Annotated in this window: 14 protein-coding genes; 9 read left to right on the forward strand and 5 right to left on the reverse strand. The window is 64.8% G+C overall.

Going from position 1 to position 14,100, the window contains the following annotated elements:
* Positions 1-62: 62 nt before the first annotated feature.
* Positions 63-1,802: a phosphoenolpyruvate--protein phosphotransferase gene (ptsP, locus tag L5014_RS28010; RefSeq protein WP_238467053.1), complete on the forward strand. Its 1,740-nt coding sequence runs from the start codon at positions 63-65 to the stop codon at positions 1,800-1,802.
* 128 nt (positions 1,803-1,930) lie between these two features.
* Here the strand turns inward: ptsP and L5014_RS28015 are convergent, their stop codons facing one another.
* From L5014_RS28015 to gpmA, 3 genes are all read right to left on the reverse strand, one after another.
* The gene (locus L5014_RS28015; RefSeq protein ID WP_238467054.1) at positions 1,931-2,686 is read right to left on the reverse strand and encodes a HesA/MoeB/ThiF family protein; all 756 of its coding nucleotides are present in this window, start codon (positions 2,684-2,686) and stop codon (positions 1,931-1,933) included.
* 236 nt (positions 2,687-2,922) lie between these two features.
* A complete protein-coding gene (locus tag L5014_RS28020; protein WP_238467055.1) occupies positions 2,923-4,494 on the reverse strand; it encodes a S41 family peptidase in 1,572 nt (523 codons plus the stop codon).
* A 494-nt stretch (positions 4,495-4,988) separates the two neighbouring features.
* Positions 4,989-5,738, reverse strand: a complete 750-nt coding sequence (gene gpmA / locus L5014_RS28025; RefSeq protein WP_238467056.1) for a 2,3-diphosphoglycerate-dependent phosphoglycerate mutase — start codon at positions 5,736-5,738, stop codon at positions 4,989-4,991.
* Positions 5,739-5,974: 236 nt separating this feature from the next.
* On the opposite strand from gpmA, the gene L5014_RS28030 reads away from it, so the two are divergent.
* The 5 genes from L5014_RS28030 to L5014_RS28050 all read left to right on the forward strand — a co-directional run bounded on the left by L5014_RS28030 (position 5,975) and on the right by L5014_RS28050 (position 8,915).
* Positions 5,975-6,400, forward strand: a complete 426-nt coding sequence (locus tag L5014_RS28030; RefSeq protein ID WP_238467057.1) for a rhodanese-like domain-containing protein — start codon at positions 5,975-5,977, stop codon at positions 6,398-6,400.
* Positions 6,397-6,660 (forward strand): glutaredoxin 3, encoded by a 264-nt coding sequence (gene grxC, locus L5014_RS28035; RefSeq protein ID WP_238467058.1) that lies wholly within the window; start codon positions 6,397-6,399, stop codon positions 6,658-6,660. Before L5014_RS28030 ends, grxC begins: the two co-directional genes overlap by 4 nt.
* A 179-nt stretch (positions 6,661-6,839) precedes the next feature.
* On the forward strand, positions 6,840-7,307 hold the full coding sequence (secB, locus tag L5014_RS28040; RefSeq protein WP_238467059.1) for a protein-export chaperone SecB: 468 nt from the start codon (positions 6,840-6,842) through the stop codon (positions 7,305-7,307).
* Positions 7,308-7,346: 39 nt separating this feature from the next.
* Positions 7,347-8,345: an NAD(P)H-dependent glycerol-3-phosphate dehydrogenase gene (locus L5014_RS28045; RefSeq protein ID WP_238467060.1), complete on the forward strand. Its 999-nt coding sequence runs from the start codon at positions 7,347-7,349 to the stop codon at positions 8,343-8,345.
* A gap of 39 nt (positions 8,346-8,384) precedes the next feature.
* Positions 8,385-8,915, forward strand: a complete 531-nt coding sequence (locus L5014_RS28050) for an O-acetyl-ADP-ribose deacetylase (protein WP_238467061.1) — start codon at positions 8,385-8,387, stop codon at positions 8,913-8,915.
* A 7-nt stretch (positions 8,916-8,922) separates the two neighbouring features.
* Here the strand turns inward: L5014_RS28050 and trmL are convergent, their stop codons facing one another.
* Positions 8,923-9,393 carry a tRNA (uridine(34)/cytosine(34)/5-carboxymethylaminomethyluridine(34)-2'-O)-methyltransferase TrmL gene (trmL, locus tag L5014_RS28055; RefSeq protein ID WP_238467062.1) on the reverse strand — a complete coding sequence of 157 codons (471 nt, stop codon included), beginning with the start codon at positions 9,391-9,393 and terminating at the stop codon, positions 8,923-8,925.
* A gap of 55 nt (positions 9,394-9,448) precedes the next feature.
* Positions 9,449-10,270, reverse strand: coding sequence for a ComF family protein (locus L5014_RS28060; protein ID WP_238467063.1), 822 nt, complete (start codon positions 10,268-10,270; stop codon positions 9,449-9,451).
* Between the two features lie 231 nt (positions 10,271-10,501).
* Here L5014_RS28060 and L5014_RS28065 point away from each other — a divergent pair, with 231 nt between their 5' ends.
* From L5014_RS28065 to coxB, 3 genes are all read left to right on the forward strand, one after another.
* The gene (locus L5014_RS28065) at positions 10,502-11,506 is read left to right on the forward strand and encodes a methyltransferase domain-containing protein (RefSeq protein ID WP_238467064.1); all 1,005 of its coding nucleotides are present in this window, start codon (positions 10,502-10,504) and stop codon (positions 11,504-11,506) included.
* Between the two features lie 265 nt (positions 11,507-11,771).
* A complete protein-coding gene (locus tag L5014_RS28070; RefSeq protein WP_238467065.1) occupies positions 11,772-12,248 on the forward strand; it encodes a DUF2244 domain-containing protein in 477 nt (158 codons plus the stop codon).
* A gap of 110 nt (positions 12,249-12,358) precedes the next feature.
* Complete coding sequence (gene coxB / locus L5014_RS28075; RefSeq protein WP_238467066.1) at positions 12,359-13,990, forward strand: cytochrome c oxidase subunit II; 1,632 nt, start codon at positions 12,359-12,361, stop codon at positions 13,988-13,990.
* The last annotated feature ends 110 nt before the right edge of the window (positions 13,991-14,100 follow it).

Here is a 14,100-nt window from a genome sequence, read left to right on the forward strand (position 1 = left end):
GGGGTCAGAGAGAGCGCATTGCAGCGGTTTGCCGCGGCATCACATAACCAGAGGAGGTGCGCGTGCCGTTCACGCTGCATGGAATTCCCGTTTCGCGCGGTATTGCCATCGGGCGAGCGTACCTGATCGCTCCGGCTGCGCTCGACGTCGACCACTATCTGATCGAGCCGCCGCAGATCGAAGGCGAAATCGAGCGCTTTCGCGCCGCGCGCGTGCTCGTCGAGCGCGAGCTCGACACGCTGCGCGCCGACCTCGCCGCCGACGCGCCCACCGAAATGGGCGCCTTCATCGATGTGCACCTCATGATCCTGCAAGACGTCATGCTGGTTCAGGAGACCATCGACCTGATCCGCACGCGGCGCTTCAACGTGGAGTGGGCGCTCACCGAGCAGCTCGAACGGCTCACGCGCCACTTCGACGACGTCGAAGACGAATATTTGCGCGAGCGCAAGGCCGACATCGAGCAGGTGGTCGAGCGCATCCTGAAGGCGCTCGCGGGCGCTTCGCCCGCCGCGCTGCACGGCGGCTGCGACGAGATGATCGTGGTTGCGCACGACATCGCGCCCGCCGACATGCTGCAGTTCAAAGGGCAGACGTTCCAGGGCTTCGTCACCGATCTGGGCGGGCGCACCTCGCACACCGCGATCGTCGCGCGCAGTCTCGGCATTCCGGCCGCCGTGGGCGTGCAGCAGGCGAGCGCGCTGATTCGCCAGGACGACCTCATCATCGTCGACGGCGATCACGGCGTCGTGATCGTCGATCCCGCGCCGATCGTGCTGGAGGAGTACACCTATCGCCAGAGCGAGATGGCGCTCGAGCGGCGCAAGCTGCAGCGTCTGAAGTTTTCGCCCACACAAACCTTGTGCGGCGCGAAGATCCAGCTCTACGCGAACATCGAGCTGCCCGAGGACGCCCAGGCCGCGCTCGACTCGGGTGCGACGGGCGTGGGCCTGTTCCGCACCGAGTTCCTGTTCATGAATCACAAGGACCGGTTGCCGGAGGAGGAGGAGCAGTTCATCGCCTATCGCCGCGCGGCCGAGCTGATGAACGGGCTGCCCGTGACGATCCGCACGATCGACGTGGGCGCGGACAAGCCGCTCGACTCGATTGGCGGCGGCGACGGCTACGAGACCGCGGCGAACCCGGCGCTCGGCCTGCGCGCGATCCGCTGGAGTCTTTCCGAGCCGCAGATGTTCCTCACGCAGCTACGCGCGATCCTGCGTGCCTCGGCGTTCGGCACGGTCAAGATCCTGATCCCGATGCTCGCGCACGCGCAGCAGATCGACCAGACGCTCGACCTGATCCGCGAGGCCAAGCGCCAGCTCGACGACGCGGGGCTCGCCTACGACCCGAACGTGCAGGTGGGCGCGATGATCGAGATTCCGGCGGCGGCGCTCGCGGTGCCGATGTTCCTGCGGCGCCTCGACTTCCTCTCGATCGGCACCAACGACCTGATTCAGTACACGCTCGCGATCGACCGCGCCGACAACGCCGTGGCCGATCTCTACGACCCGCTGCATCCGGCCGTGCTGCAGTTGATCGCGCATACGCTGCGCGAGGCGAAGCGCGTGGGCGTGCCGGTCTCGGTGTGCGGCGAGATGGCCGGGGATCCGCAACTCACGCGCTTGCTGCTCGGCATGGGGCTCACCGAGTTCTCGATGCATCCGAGCCAGTTGCTTGTGGTGAAGCAGGAGATCCTGCGCTCGCAGCTCAAAACGCTCGATAAGCCGGTGGCCGACGTGCTGGCCGCCTATGAGCCCGAGGAGCTAGAGGCGGCGCTCGGGCGGCTCGCGCTCGCGTAGCGGCAACGCTACCCCCGAGCGCACGCGGCCCGTAGCGCTCGACATGAAAAAGCCCCGCTGCGTTCATTCACAGCGGGGCTTTTTGCTATCTGGCCGCCAATTTGTCACCTGGCGCCTGCTGTGCGCGCTCAGCCGTGTCGCTCGCCGCAGACCGAGCAATCGGGCTGGCGCGCCACGCGCATCGTGTTCCACTCCATGCGCAGCGAGTCGAGCATCATCAACCGCCCGACGAGCGTGGTGCCGATGCCGCCGATCACGCGCAGCGCCTCGGCGGCCTGCATCGTGCCGATGATGCCCACCGTGGGCGCGAACACGCCCATCGTCGAGCATGCCACTTCCTCGAAGGGCTGATCCTCGGGGAACACGCAGGCGTAGCAGGGCGAGGCCGCGTCGCGGAAATCGAACGTGCTGATCTGTCCGTCGAAGCGCAGCGCCGCGCCGGAGACGAGCGGCACGCCATGCTTCACGCACGCGCGGTTGATGGCGTGGCGCGTGGCGAAGTTGTCGGTGCAGTCGAGCACCACGGTCGCGCCCGGCACGTGAGCGTCGAGCCATGCGTCGTCGATGCGCGCCTGCACGGCGTTCACCTTTACCTCGGGATTCAGGCGCGCGATGGCGCCGCGACCCGACTCGACCTTCGCGTGGCCCACCGAAGCCGTCTCGTGCATGATCTGCCGCTGCAGATTGGTGAGGTCGACGGTGTCGTTGTCGACGAGGGTGAGCGTGCCCACGCCCGAGGCCGCGAGATACATGGCCGCTGGCGAGCCGAGGCCGCCCGCGCCGATCACGAGCGCGTGCGCATCGAGAAAGCGCTGCTGCGCCTCGATGCCGATCTCGTCGACGAGGATATGGCGGGAATAGCGGAGGAGTTGGTCGTCGTTCATCGCAATGCGCACGGTGCTTGGGCGCTGCGACGGGCCTGGGAGCCGTGACGCGCGCCGTGAGTACGGAAGCCTTATTGTACTGGCGCGGGGAGCTTCGTCCTCGCGGCCCACGTTGCGTGCGCCGCGAGACGGGTAACAGCTAACGGCGGGAAGACAGCAAGCAGCCGGTAATCAGTCAGCAAGCAGCCGACGAGCAGCCGGCAAGCAGCGAGCAAGCCGCTTGCCGAACTCCGGTGTTATTTCGCCGGTGCCGAGGCCGGAGCGGGTGCCGAAGCGCCCGGCACCACCGAGGCTGCCGGCTTCACGGCGATCGGAGCGGAAGCCGAGGTAGGCGGCTTCTGCTGCGCGAGGCGGCGCTCCATCGGCGACTTCGATTCCGCCACCGGCTTGCCCTGGAGCTTGTTCAGCGCTTGCTGGAGCATGAAGTCGTCGGGCGTGCCGAACTCGACGGGCTTGCGCTCGCGGTCCTTCTGGCGCTGCTCCGGCGTCTTCTTGTCGTTCTGCTCCTCGAGCTGGCGCAACATGTCCATGCGCTCCTGCTCGCGCGCTTCCTGCTCCTTCTTCTCGTTCGGATCCTGCGTGTTCGCGAGGTGGTTCTGATAGTCGACCTCGCGGGTGACGAGTGCGTCGTCCGGATCGCCGTCGGCGTATTGATCGACCGGCATGTCAGGACGGATGCCCTTGTTCTGGATCGAGCGGCCGCTCGGCGTGTAGTAGTACGCCGTGGTCAGACGCAGCGCCGTGTCGGCGGTCATCGGACGCACGGTTTGCACCGAGCCCTTGCCGAAGGTCGTCTTGCCGATGATGAGCGCACGTTTCTGATCCTGCAGCGCGCCAGCCACAATCTCCGATGCCGACGCCGAATAGGCGTTGGTCAGCACGATCATCGGCACGGTCTTGAACTCGGCTGCTTCGCCCTTGAGCGGGTCGCCGTCGAACGAAGGCAGACGGTAGTTCTCATAGGTGTCGCGATAGACCTGCTTGGAATCCGGGATCTGGCCGTTCGTGGAGACCACGACCGAGTCCGGCGGCAGGAACGCGCCCGCCACGCCCACGGCGCTCTGCAACAGGCCGCCGCCGTTGTTGCGCAGGTCGAGAATGAGGCCCTTGAGATTCGGCTCCTGGCGCGCGATGTCCTGCAGCTTCGCGGCGAGGTCGGGGACCGTGCGCTCCTGGAAGCTCGTGATGCGCACATAGGCGTAACCCGGCTGCACGATCTTCGACTTCACGCTCTGCACCTTGATGATGGCGCGCGTGATGGTGAGCGGGAAGGTGCGGTCGTCGGTCTTGCGGAAGATCGTGAGCGTGACCTTCGTGCCCGGGTCGCCGCGCATCTGCTTGACGGCCTGGTCGAGCGTCATGCCGCGCACGGGCTTGTCGTTGATGCGCGTGATCAGGTCGCCCGGACGGATGCCGGCACGAAACGCGGGCGTGTCTTCGATCGGCGAGATCACCTTGATCAGACCGTCTTCCGACGAAATCTCGATGCCGAGGCCCGCGAAGCGGCCCTTGGTTTGCTCCTGGAGCTCTTGATAGTCAGTCTTGTCGAGATACGACGAGTGCGGGTCGAGGCTCGACACCATGCCCTTGATGGCGGCGGTGAGGAGTTTCTTGTCGTCGACCGGCGTGACGTACTCATGCTTGATTTGACCGAACACTTCGGCGAAGAGCCGGAGCTGGTCGAGCGGCAGCGGCTCGATCACGGTTTGCTGGGTTTGCTGCGCCGAGGCGGAAATCTGCAGAGTGGCAAATACGCCGGTCGCGAGGCCAGCGGCGATCAGGCCGATGTTTTTGAGGTTCTTTCGCATAGAGATTGTTGCGTGCGGTCGAAAGGCGCGTGGCAGCGTCTAATGGAAAAGCGACGGACAAGTATAACTGCACACTTGGCCGCTCTGTGTATAAGGCGCGATCGATCCTGATGGACGAAGTGCCCATGAAGGCGAAACGAAGTGCGGCGCAGGGACGAACGTTGCGGGTTCGACAGTCCGGACCCGGCGGGGTTCGCACGTTGCGTGCCGCAAAGCCTTGCTGGGCATGGGGCTGGCGCGAAGCTGACGGGGCGCGGGCTGCAGGCTGGCGGTGAGCTGACTGCGAGCTGGCCGCAAATTGGCAGCGAGTTGACCGTGCGTTGACTGATTTGTCAGCGAAGGTGGAGGCGCGGAAGGATTTACGCGTTTGGATTTACGCGTTTGAAGCGCGATCGAGGTGTGGTGGCGTGGCTGCGGAGGCCCGGCGAGCGGACCGCCGGCCCCACGCGACTGCGCGGGGCGGCGGTTCTGATGCAACACGGACGAGGAAAGGCTTAGCCCGCCTTCTTGCCCTGGCTCGCGACGGCGGCCGCGGCCTGCGCGATGGCTTCGGCGTCGCCCAGATAGTAGTGCTTGATGGGCTTGAGGTTCTCGTCCAGTTCATAGACGAGCGGCACGCCGTTCGGGATGTTCAGGCCGACGATGTCCGAGTCCGAGATGCCGTCGAGATACTTCACGAGCGCGCGGATCGAGTTGCCGTGCGCGGCGATCACGACCTTCTTGCCTGCCTTGATGGCCGGCGCAATCGATTCGTTCCAGAGCGGCAGCACGCGCGCCACCGTGTCCTTCAGGCACTCGGTGAGCGGCAGCGCTTCGCGCGGCACCTTCGCATAGCGCGGATCGTCGTAGGCCGTGCGCGAGTCGGTGGGCTCGAGCGCGGGCGGCGGCGTGTCGTAGCTGCGGCGCCAGACCAGCACTTGCTCGTCGCCGTATTTCGCGGCCGTTTCCGCCTTGTTCAGGCCCGAAAGCGCACCGTAGTGACGCTCGTTCAGGCGCCACGAGTGGACCACGGGCAGGTACATCTGGTCCATCTGGTCCTGCACGTGCCAGAGCGTGCGGATCGCGCGCTTGAGCACCGACGTGTAGGCGATGTCGAACGAATAGCCTGACTCCTTGAGCAACTGGCCGGCCTGCTGGGCCTCGCGGTTGCCCTGTTCGGTCAGGTCGACATCGACCCAGCCGGTGAAGCGGTTTTCCTTGTTCCACGTCGATTCGCCGTGGCGGATGAGTACGAGTTTGAACATGAAGATGACGGTCGGTAGTGATGGAAGCGGTAATCGGGGCCGGGTGCGTCTGGGTAGATCCTGTGGCGCGAAGATCAGGCGGCAGCCTCGCGATGGCGGTCCGGCCCCGTGGGTCGCATACCAGGTTGCATACCCGGGCTTGGGGGCGGCAACCTTGCGACAAACGGTTATTTTATAATGAGCGGATTGCCTGAATCAGTTTCCTCCCGATTTCTCTTTTTCCCGGCGGATCATCCGTGACGTTCTTTACTAATTACATCAACCTTGTACTCATCGCGATCGTCCTCATCTCGGGAGGGTTGCTTCTGTGGCCGACGCTCAAGCGCGGCGGGCGCGGCGGCATTTCCGCTGCCGAGGCGACGCAGCTCATCAACCGCCGCAACGCGGTGGTGATCGATCTGCGTTCCGCGGCCGACTTCGCGAAGGGCCACCTGCCCGCCGCCCGTCATCTGGAGTTCGGCGAGTTGCAGGCCAAGGTTGGCCAGCTCGTGAAGAACAAGAGCAACCCGGTATTGCTGGTCTGCCAGACGGGCCAGCAGTCGCACAAGGCGCAGCGCCTCGTGAAGGATGCCGGTTTTGCCGAAGTCCACGTGCTGGACGGCGGCGTCAACGCCTGGCAGCAGGCCGGCATGCCGGTCGTGAAACAAGGAGCTTCGAAGTGAACAAGGTGGTCATGTACAGCACCCAGGTGTGCCCGTATTGCCAGATGGCCGAGCGTCTTTTAAAGTCGCGCGGCGTCGACCATATCGAGAAGGTGCTGATCGACCGGGACCCGGCGCGTCGCGAGGAAATGATGACGCGCACCGGTCGCCGGACCGTGCCGCAGGTTTTCATCGGCGAGACGCACGTGGGCGGCTACGATGACCTCTCCGCGCTCGATCGTGCCGGTGGCTTGATGCCGCTGCTCGAAGCCGCGGCCTGACGCTGTTTTAAACGGCGTGTCACCGCGCCGCAGTTTTTCGCCCGCGCGAGCCGGTAAGGCTTGCGCGGGCGCGTTGTCGTCTGTTGCTGCTCATTGCGGCTGCACCGCGTTGCCTCGACATTGCGAGACGGCACGATACTGTGCGGTTGCAACTCAATTTAATCAGGAAGCCAAACACCATGTCTGACGAGAACAACCAGCCGTTCTTCAACATCCAGCGCATCTATCTCAAGGACCTGTCGCTCGAGCAGCCGAATTCGCCGGCCATCTTCCTCGAGCAGGACATGCCTTCGGTGGAAGTGGAAGTCGACGTGAAGGCCGAGCGTCTCGCTGAATCGGTGTTCGAGATTCTCGTGACCGGCACGGTTACCGCCAAGATCAAGGACAAGGTCGCGTTCCTGATCGAAGCCAAGCAAGCGGGCATTTTCGACATCCGCAACATCCCGGCCGAACAGGTCGACCCGCTCGTCGGCATCGCCTGCCCGACCATCCTGTTCCCGTACCTGCGCTCGAACATTGCGGACGCCATCACGCGCGCAGGCTTCCCGCCGATCCACCTGGCCGAAATCAACTTCCAGGCGCTCTACGAGCAACGTCTGCAGCAAATCGCGCAGCAGCAGGAAGGCGCGAGCAACGCCACGCATTGATTGAGCGCTGAAACGAAACCACCGGTGCGGAGTACTGGAATGAAAGTCGCCGTTCTCGGCGCCGGAGCGTGGGGCACCGCGCTGGCAGGGCACCTGGCCCAGGCGCATGACACGGTGTTGTGGGCGCGCGATGCCGCGCTCGTCAACGCAATGCGTCAGACGCACGAGAACGCTCGCTATCTCGCGGGCGTCTCGCTGCCGAAAAAACTCCGCTACGAAACGGATCTTGCCGTCGCGCTCGACCATGCGTCGGACGAGGCGGATCTCGTCGTGCTCGGCACGCCCGTGGCAGGCCTGCGCGATATGCTGCGCACCATGCGCGGCATGAATCGCACGCCCGCGCACTTCGTGTGGCTTTGCAAGGGCTTCGAGGCCGACTCGCAGCGCATGCCGCATCAGGTCGTGGCGGCCGAGTTGCCCGGGCATAAAAGCAACGGCGTGCTCTCGGGGCCGAGCTTCGCACGCGAGGTGGCCGAAGGGCTGCCCGTAGCGCTCACCATTGCGAGCGCTTCGGCCGACTGCCGCGAGCGCACGCTCGCCGCCTTCCATCACCGTGCGATGCGCATCTATACCGGCGACGACGTCGTGGGCGTGGAAGTGGGCGGCGCGGTCAAGAACGTGCTCGCGATCGCGACCGGCATCTCCGACGGCCTCGGCCTCGGCCTGAACGCGCGCGCCGCGCTCATCACGCGCGGCCTCGCGGAGATGACGCGCCTTGGCGTGACGCTCGGCGGGCGCGCGGAAACCTTCACGGGTCTCACGGGTCTGGGCGATCTCATCCTCACCGCGACGGGCGACCTCTCGCGCAACCGCACCGTGGGCAAGCAGCTTGCGAGCGGACGCACGCTCGACGATATCCTCGGTGCGCTCGGCCATGTGGCCGAAGGCGTGCGCTGCGCGCGCGCCGTGCTCGCCATCGCGCGCGCGCACAATATCGAAATGCCGATCACCCAGGCGGTATGCGCCGTGCTGTTCGATGGCGTGGCTTCGCGCGATGCCGTGAGCGCCCTGCTCAGGCGCGACGCGAAGGCGGAGTAGGCTCCAAGGCGCCAACTCCGGATCGCAAGGAGGACCGTCATGCTCACCATTGGAAATTGCTGCATCGAAGCGCAGGTCGTCGACATCACGACGCTGCACGTCGACGCCATCGTGAACGCCGCGAACACATCGCTGCTTGGCGGAGGCGGCGTGGACGGCGCGATCCATCGCGCGGCGGGGCCGGACCTGCTGCGCGAATGCGAGACGCTCCACGGCTGCCCGACTGGCGACGCCAAGGTCACCGCCGGCTACCGGCTTCCCGCGAAACACGTGATTCATACCGTTGGGCCCGTCTGGAACGGCGGCGCGCGCGACGAGGCGTCGCTGCTTGCATCGTGCTACCGGCGCTCGCTCGAATGCGCGCGCGAGGCCGGCGTGAAGAGCATTGCGTTTCCGGCGATCAGTTGCGGCGTTTATCGTTTTCCGCCCGATGAGGCCGTGAAGATTGCGGTGCGGACCGTGATCGACGCGCTGAGTGCCGATCCGTCGCTCGAACGAGTCGTGTTCGCCTGCTTCGACGAGGCGATGCTCGCGCGCTACGAGCGCGAGCTGGGTGCGAACCGAGCTTGATTTAACTTCACTCGCCGCCTTCGAAGCCCGCCTGCCGCCACGCCTCGAACGCCACCACCGCCACGGTGTTCGACAGATTCAGGCTGCGGTTGCCCGGCCGCATCGGCAGACGCACACGCTGTTCGGGCGTGAAACGCTCGAGCACGGCGTCGGGCAGCCCGCGCGTCTCCGCACCGAATACGAACCAGTCGCCCGGCAAGAACGCGTGATCGTGAAAGCGTCCCGAGCCGCGTGTCGTGAACGCGAACATGCGTGATGGATCGGGCGTTTCGGTGGCAATGAACGCATCCCAGTTGCGATGCACGTGCATTTGCGCGTATTCGTGATAGTCGAGGCCTGCGCGACGCATTTTTGCGTCGTCGAGCGGGAAGCCGAGCGGTTCGATCAAATGCAGCCGCGCGCCGGTGTTCGCGCACAGGCGGATCACGTTGCCGGTGTTCGGCGGGATTTCGGGTTCGACGAGAACGACGTTGAACATGGCGATGAAAGTCTTGAAAAGGGCGATAAAAACGATAAAAGCGCGAAAGCGGCGTTCAATCCTTCGGTGTGCGCAACGCCACGAAATTCGTCACGCGGCGCGCGCCCGCTGCCTTTAGCGTGTGCGCGAGTGCATCGAGCGTCGCGCCCGAAGTCATCACGTCGTCGACGACACCTACATGCAGGCCGCAAAGCCCATGGCTCGCACGCATGAGCGCGAACGCCTGGCCCACGTTGCGGCGGCGCGTCTCGCGGTCGAGCTTCGATTGCGCCGCCGTATGCAACGTGCGGCGCACCAGCGTGGCGTCGGCGCGCGTGCCGAGCGCGCGGGCGAGCGGTCGCGCGATCTCCCACGCCTGGTTGTAGCCGCGCTCAATCAGACGTTCGCGCGAGAGCGGCACCGGCACGATGAGACCTGGCGCGTCGGCGGTGTCGAGAACGTCGGCGGCCGCATGCGCGAGACGCCGTGCAAACTCCTCACCGAGCGCGAGCCGCGCGCGAAACTTCAGGCCGAGCGCGAGCGCATCGAGCGGCGCGCGATAGTCCGCAAGTGCGAGCGTCGCGTCGAAAGCAGGTGGCGCTTTCACGCAAGCGTCACATCGGTAGCGATCGCCCGCATGCGTGTGCCGCATTGAGCGACGCATGCCTGGGAGCGGCAGTGCGCAAACCGTGCAGCGCAGACGCGCTTCGTTCCAGTACGCGGCATCGCAAGCCGCGCACAACACGGCGCGCTCGTTACTGCGCACGTCGCGGGCCACACTGTTGACCGCCTCGCGAGTTCTGCGCGACAAATTGCCGCATAATGGGCACAGATCAGGCAGCCCGAACTGGGCAAGCCGCGGCCAATGCGCTTGCACACTCTGCCGGATGCGCGCCATTGCGTGCCTCGCGTGCGTCGTGTGCATTGCGTGCCGTATTGCCTGCGCTTTCGCCACGGTTTGTTCCGCGAGGCGAGCGCGTCGCAAGGCGGGCGACTGGCTTGACGGCGAAGTGGGGGGCGGTGCGGGCTGCTGCGGCATCGAAGGACGGCCCGAACCCGATTCGGGACTCGCGACTGAAAGGATAGGAGTGAGCGAGTATACTTCGCAGACTTCGCCAATACGACCGACATGTCTCCGTCTCACCCCAGACCCGGCCGTCCGGCCTACGATTCGCGCTATCTGCGACGAATATTCGACCGTCGCGCGGCGACGTTCGACGAAGTCGCGTTCCTGCCGCGCGAAATCTCCCAACGCATGCGCGAGCGCCTCGAGTACATCAAGGTGAGTCCTGCGAGCGTGCTCGACATGGGCTGCGGACCCGGCGACGACCTTCCCGGTTTGCGCGAACGCTTTCCCGAAGCGCCCGTGTTCGGTGCTGATCTCTCTTTCGCCATGCTCGAGCGCGCTCGCGCACACGACGCCGGCGACACGAGCTGGCGGCGCTTTCTTCCCGCGTCGATTGGCCGCGCGCTCGGCGCACGCGGCCCGCGTTTCGCGCAAGCCGACTTCGCCGCGTTGCCGTTTGCACACGGCGCGTTCGATATGCTCTGGTCGAATCTCGCCTTGCATTGGCATCCGCGTCCCGACCTCGTGTTCGGCGAGTGGCAGCGCGTGCTCAAGGTGAACGGCCTGCTCATGTTCAGCACGCTCGGTCCCGACACGCTCAAGGAACTGCGCGGCGCCTGGGCCGAAGTCGAAGCGGCGCACGGCGTGCCCACGCGGCCTCACGTGATCGATTTCGTCGACATGCACGATCTCGGCGACATGCTCGTCGAGAACGGCTTCGAGATACCGGTGATGGACCAGGAGACGCTCACCGTCACCTACAAGACGCCCGAGAAACTGCTCGCCGATGTGCGCCGCTGGGGCGCTTATCCGTTTAGCCGCGCATTCGCGGGCGAAGGCCATGAAGGCGATCAGGCCGAAGGCCTCGCATCGCGACGCCTCAATCGCGCACTCGTGGCTGCGCTGGAGGCACGCCGTTTGAAGGACGGGCCCAACGCGGGTACGATTGGGCTCACCTTCGAAATCATCTACGGGCACGCATGGAAGGCCGTGCCGCGCACGACAGCGGAAGGTCACGGCATCGTGCGCATCGAAGATATCGGGCGCGGTCCGACCAGGAATCGCTAACGTGGTAAGGGGGCTTTCGTTATGCCTGAAATTAGCACCGGAAAAGCCCTCGAAAAATTCTGGGAAAATGGCTGAAAGTCCCGCCAGTACTGGGTTTGCGGTAGATCGTGGCTTGCTTGTGAGTGCTTGAGATCGCGCCTATAATGCGTCGGTTGCTGTATGGATTGCCGTCCCCAAATCCGATGCAGCAAGTCCAGATCTCCCGCAGTTGTGTAAGGCGTAAAGCGGCGATAGTCTGCGAATGTTGTAGTGGGGGAGGCGGGCAATGCAGACATCTGATCTGCTGGCGAGTCCGGAGCCGGTCCTGAAGGACTGGGTCATGAAGCGCAACTGTTCGGTTTCGCCCAGGCAATTCGTTTTGTTCTATGTATCGCTGGCGCTGGTATCCATCGCGATCGCCGTTCTGTTGTTGATCCGCGGCGCCTGGCTGGTATTGCCGTTCACCGGCATCGATCTGTTGGTAGCAGGTGGCGCGTTTTTGGTGTATGCGCGCCATGCTGTCGATTACGAACGTATCAGGCTTTATCCGAACCGGCTGGTGATTGAGCAGATGAGCGCCGAAGCGCTCACACAGTTCGAATTCAATCCCCGCTGGGTCCGGGTCGAACCGGGCGCGACCCCACGCGATCCGGTACGTCTCGTGTCCCGTGGCCAGGCGGTCGCTGTCGGGTTGCATTTGCCGCAGTATCGGCGTGCGCAGTTCGCGCTGGAACTGCGCACGTGGCTCGCGCGCGCCGCTTGAATGCGCAAGCGCGTGGCAGGGTGTGGTTCATTCAGAGTGCGCGTCATGATTCGATGCGCACCCAGGGCGTGACCTGGTTGCAGAACCTTCCTGCGGGGTCGAGGGTTTGAATGGAATTTATGGGTAAGGAAGCTATGAAAACAATCAAGCGAGCCCTGATGGGCGTGCTGGCGTGCAGCGGACTCCTCGTCGCCGGCGCGGCACTCGCAGTCGGAGACAGTCCCGGCGGCCCAGCCGTCAACGAGATCAATTTCCAGCCGCCCGTCACACGCATCGCAGAAGAGCTTTACAACCTGCACATGATGATGCTGCTGTTATGCACCGTGATTTTTGTCGGTGTATTCGGCGTCATGTTCTATTCGATGTACGCGCACCGTAAATCGAAAGGGCACAAGGCTTCGCATTTCCACGAGAGCACGACCGTCGAAATCATCTGGACGATCGTACCGTTCGTGATCGTCGTGCTGATGGCGCTGCCGGCCACCAAGGCCGTGGTCGCCATGAAGGACACGACCAACGCCGACCTCACGGTCAAAGTCACGGGTTACCAGTGGAAATGGGGCTACGACTACGTGAAGGGGCCGGGCGAGGGCATCAGCTTCCTCTCGACGCTCACGACGCCGCGCGCGCAAGTGAACGGCCAGGCGCCGATCACCGACACCTATCTGCAGGAAGTCGATAACCCGCTCGTCGTGCCGGTCAACAAGAAGATTCGCATCATCACCACCGCCAACGACGTCGTGCACTCGTGGTACGTGCCCGCGTTCGGCGTGAAGCAGGATGCGATCCCCGGCTTCGTGCGCGACACCTGGTTCAAGGCCGACAAGGTGGGCACGTATCGCGGCTTCTGTACCGAGCTGTGCGGCAAGGAACACGCATTCATGCCGGTCGTGGTCGAAGTGCTCTCCGACGAAGACTATGCAAAGTGGGTGGACACGCAAAAGGCGAAGCTGGCTGCGGCGAACGACGACCCCAACAAGACGTACACGATGGCTGAGCTCAAGGAGCGCGGCGAGAAAGTCTACGCGGCGAACTGCGCGGCGTGCCACCAGGCCAGCGGCAAGGGTGCGGGTGCATTCCCCGCGCTCGACGGCAGCAAGATCGCCAACGGCCCGATCGCCGGGCACGTGAACATCGTGCTGCATGGCAAGGCCGCCATGCCGTCGTGGGCGCCTACGCTGAACGACGTCGAGATTGCCTCGGTGATCACGTTCGAGCGCAATGCATGGGGCAACCATATGGGCGACATGCTGCAACCGCGCCAGGTGGCCGACGCACGCAACGGCAAGATGCCCGAGGGCGGTACGGCTACGGCGGGCGCGAATACGGCGGCAAGCGGCGCCGAGCAGGCGAACGCGGCGAGCGGCGCTGCACAGGCATCGGGCGCAGCGCAAAGCAGTGCAGCGGCACCCGCTGCTGCGGCGGCAGCGCTCCCGGCCAGCATCTACTTCGAAGTGGGCAAGAGCACGCTGCCCGCCGACGCGAAAGACGCAATCCAGGCTGCGGCCGATTACGCGAAGGCGCATCCGGACGCGAAGTTCGCGCTCTCGGGTTTCACCGACGCGAGCGGCAAGGCCGACGCAAATGCGGAACTCGCGAAGCATCGTGCGCAAGCGGTACGCGACGCGCTGAAGGCAGCGGGCATCGCCGAGGACCACATCATCCTCAAGAAGCCGGAGACGGTTACCGGCGGCGGCGACGCGAAGCAAGCGCGGCGCGTGGAAATCAGCGCGGCAGCCTGAGCGAGCTGATCGGCACGGAGCGCGATAAGAAGGAAAGAGGCGCGCGCCGGGCCTCAAAAGAACAGTCGGTCGACAGGCCAATACGGTAGTACGAGACGCAAAGCAATTCG

It is taken from the genome of Paraburkholderia tagetis (assembly GCF_022213065.1).
Lineage (GTDB): Bacteria > Pseudomonadota > Gammaproteobacteria > Burkholderiales > Burkholderiaceae > Paraburkholderia > Paraburkholderia tagetis.

What these genes read in the sequence shown, in the direction of transcription:
- L5014_RS28015 (WP_238467054.1), bottom strand. Translation starts at nt 2,686, where the DNA reads ATGAACGACGACCAACTCCTCCGCTATTCCCGCCATATCCTCGTCGAC.
- L5014_RS28050 (WP_238467061.1), top strand. Translation starts at nt 8,385, where the DNA reads ATGCTCACCATTGGAAATTGCTGCATCGAAGCGCAGGTCGTCGACATC.
- L5014_RS28020 (WP_238467055.1), bottom strand. Translation starts at nt 4,494, where the DNA reads ATGCGAAAGAACCTCAAAAACATCGGCCTGATCGCCGCTGGCCTCGCG.
- L5014_RS28045 (WP_238467060.1), top strand. Translation starts at nt 7,347, where the DNA reads ATGAAAGTCGCCGTTCTCGGCGCCGGAGCGTGGGGCACCGCGCTGGCA.
- gpmA (WP_238467056.1), bottom strand. Translation starts at nt 5,738, where the DNA reads ATGTTCAAACTCGTACTCATCCGCCACGGCGAATCGACGTGGAACAAG.
- L5014_RS28070 (WP_238467065.1), top strand. Translation starts at nt 11,772, where the DNA reads ATGCAGACATCTGATCTGCTGGCGAGTCCGGAGCCGGTCCTGAAGGAC.
- trmL (WP_238467062.1), bottom strand. Translation starts at nt 9,393, where the DNA reads ATGTTCAACGTCGTTCTCGTCGAACCCGAAATCCCGCCGAACACCGGC.
- L5014_RS28060 (WP_238467063.1), bottom strand. Translation starts at nt 10,270, where the DNA reads ATGGCGCGCATCCGGCAGAGTGTGCAAGCGCATTGGCCGCGGCTTGCC.
- coxB (WP_238467066.1), top strand. Translation starts at nt 12,359, where the DNA reads ATGGAATTTATGGGTAAGGAAGCTATGAAAACAATCAAGCGAGCCCTG.
- L5014_RS28065 (WP_238467064.1), top strand. Translation starts at nt 10,502, where the DNA reads ATGTCTCCGTCTCACCCCAGACCCGGCCGTCCGGCCTACGATTCGCGC.
- secB (WP_238467059.1), top strand. Translation starts at nt 6,840, where the DNA reads ATGTCTGACGAGAACAACCAGCCGTTCTTCAACATCCAGCGCATCTAT.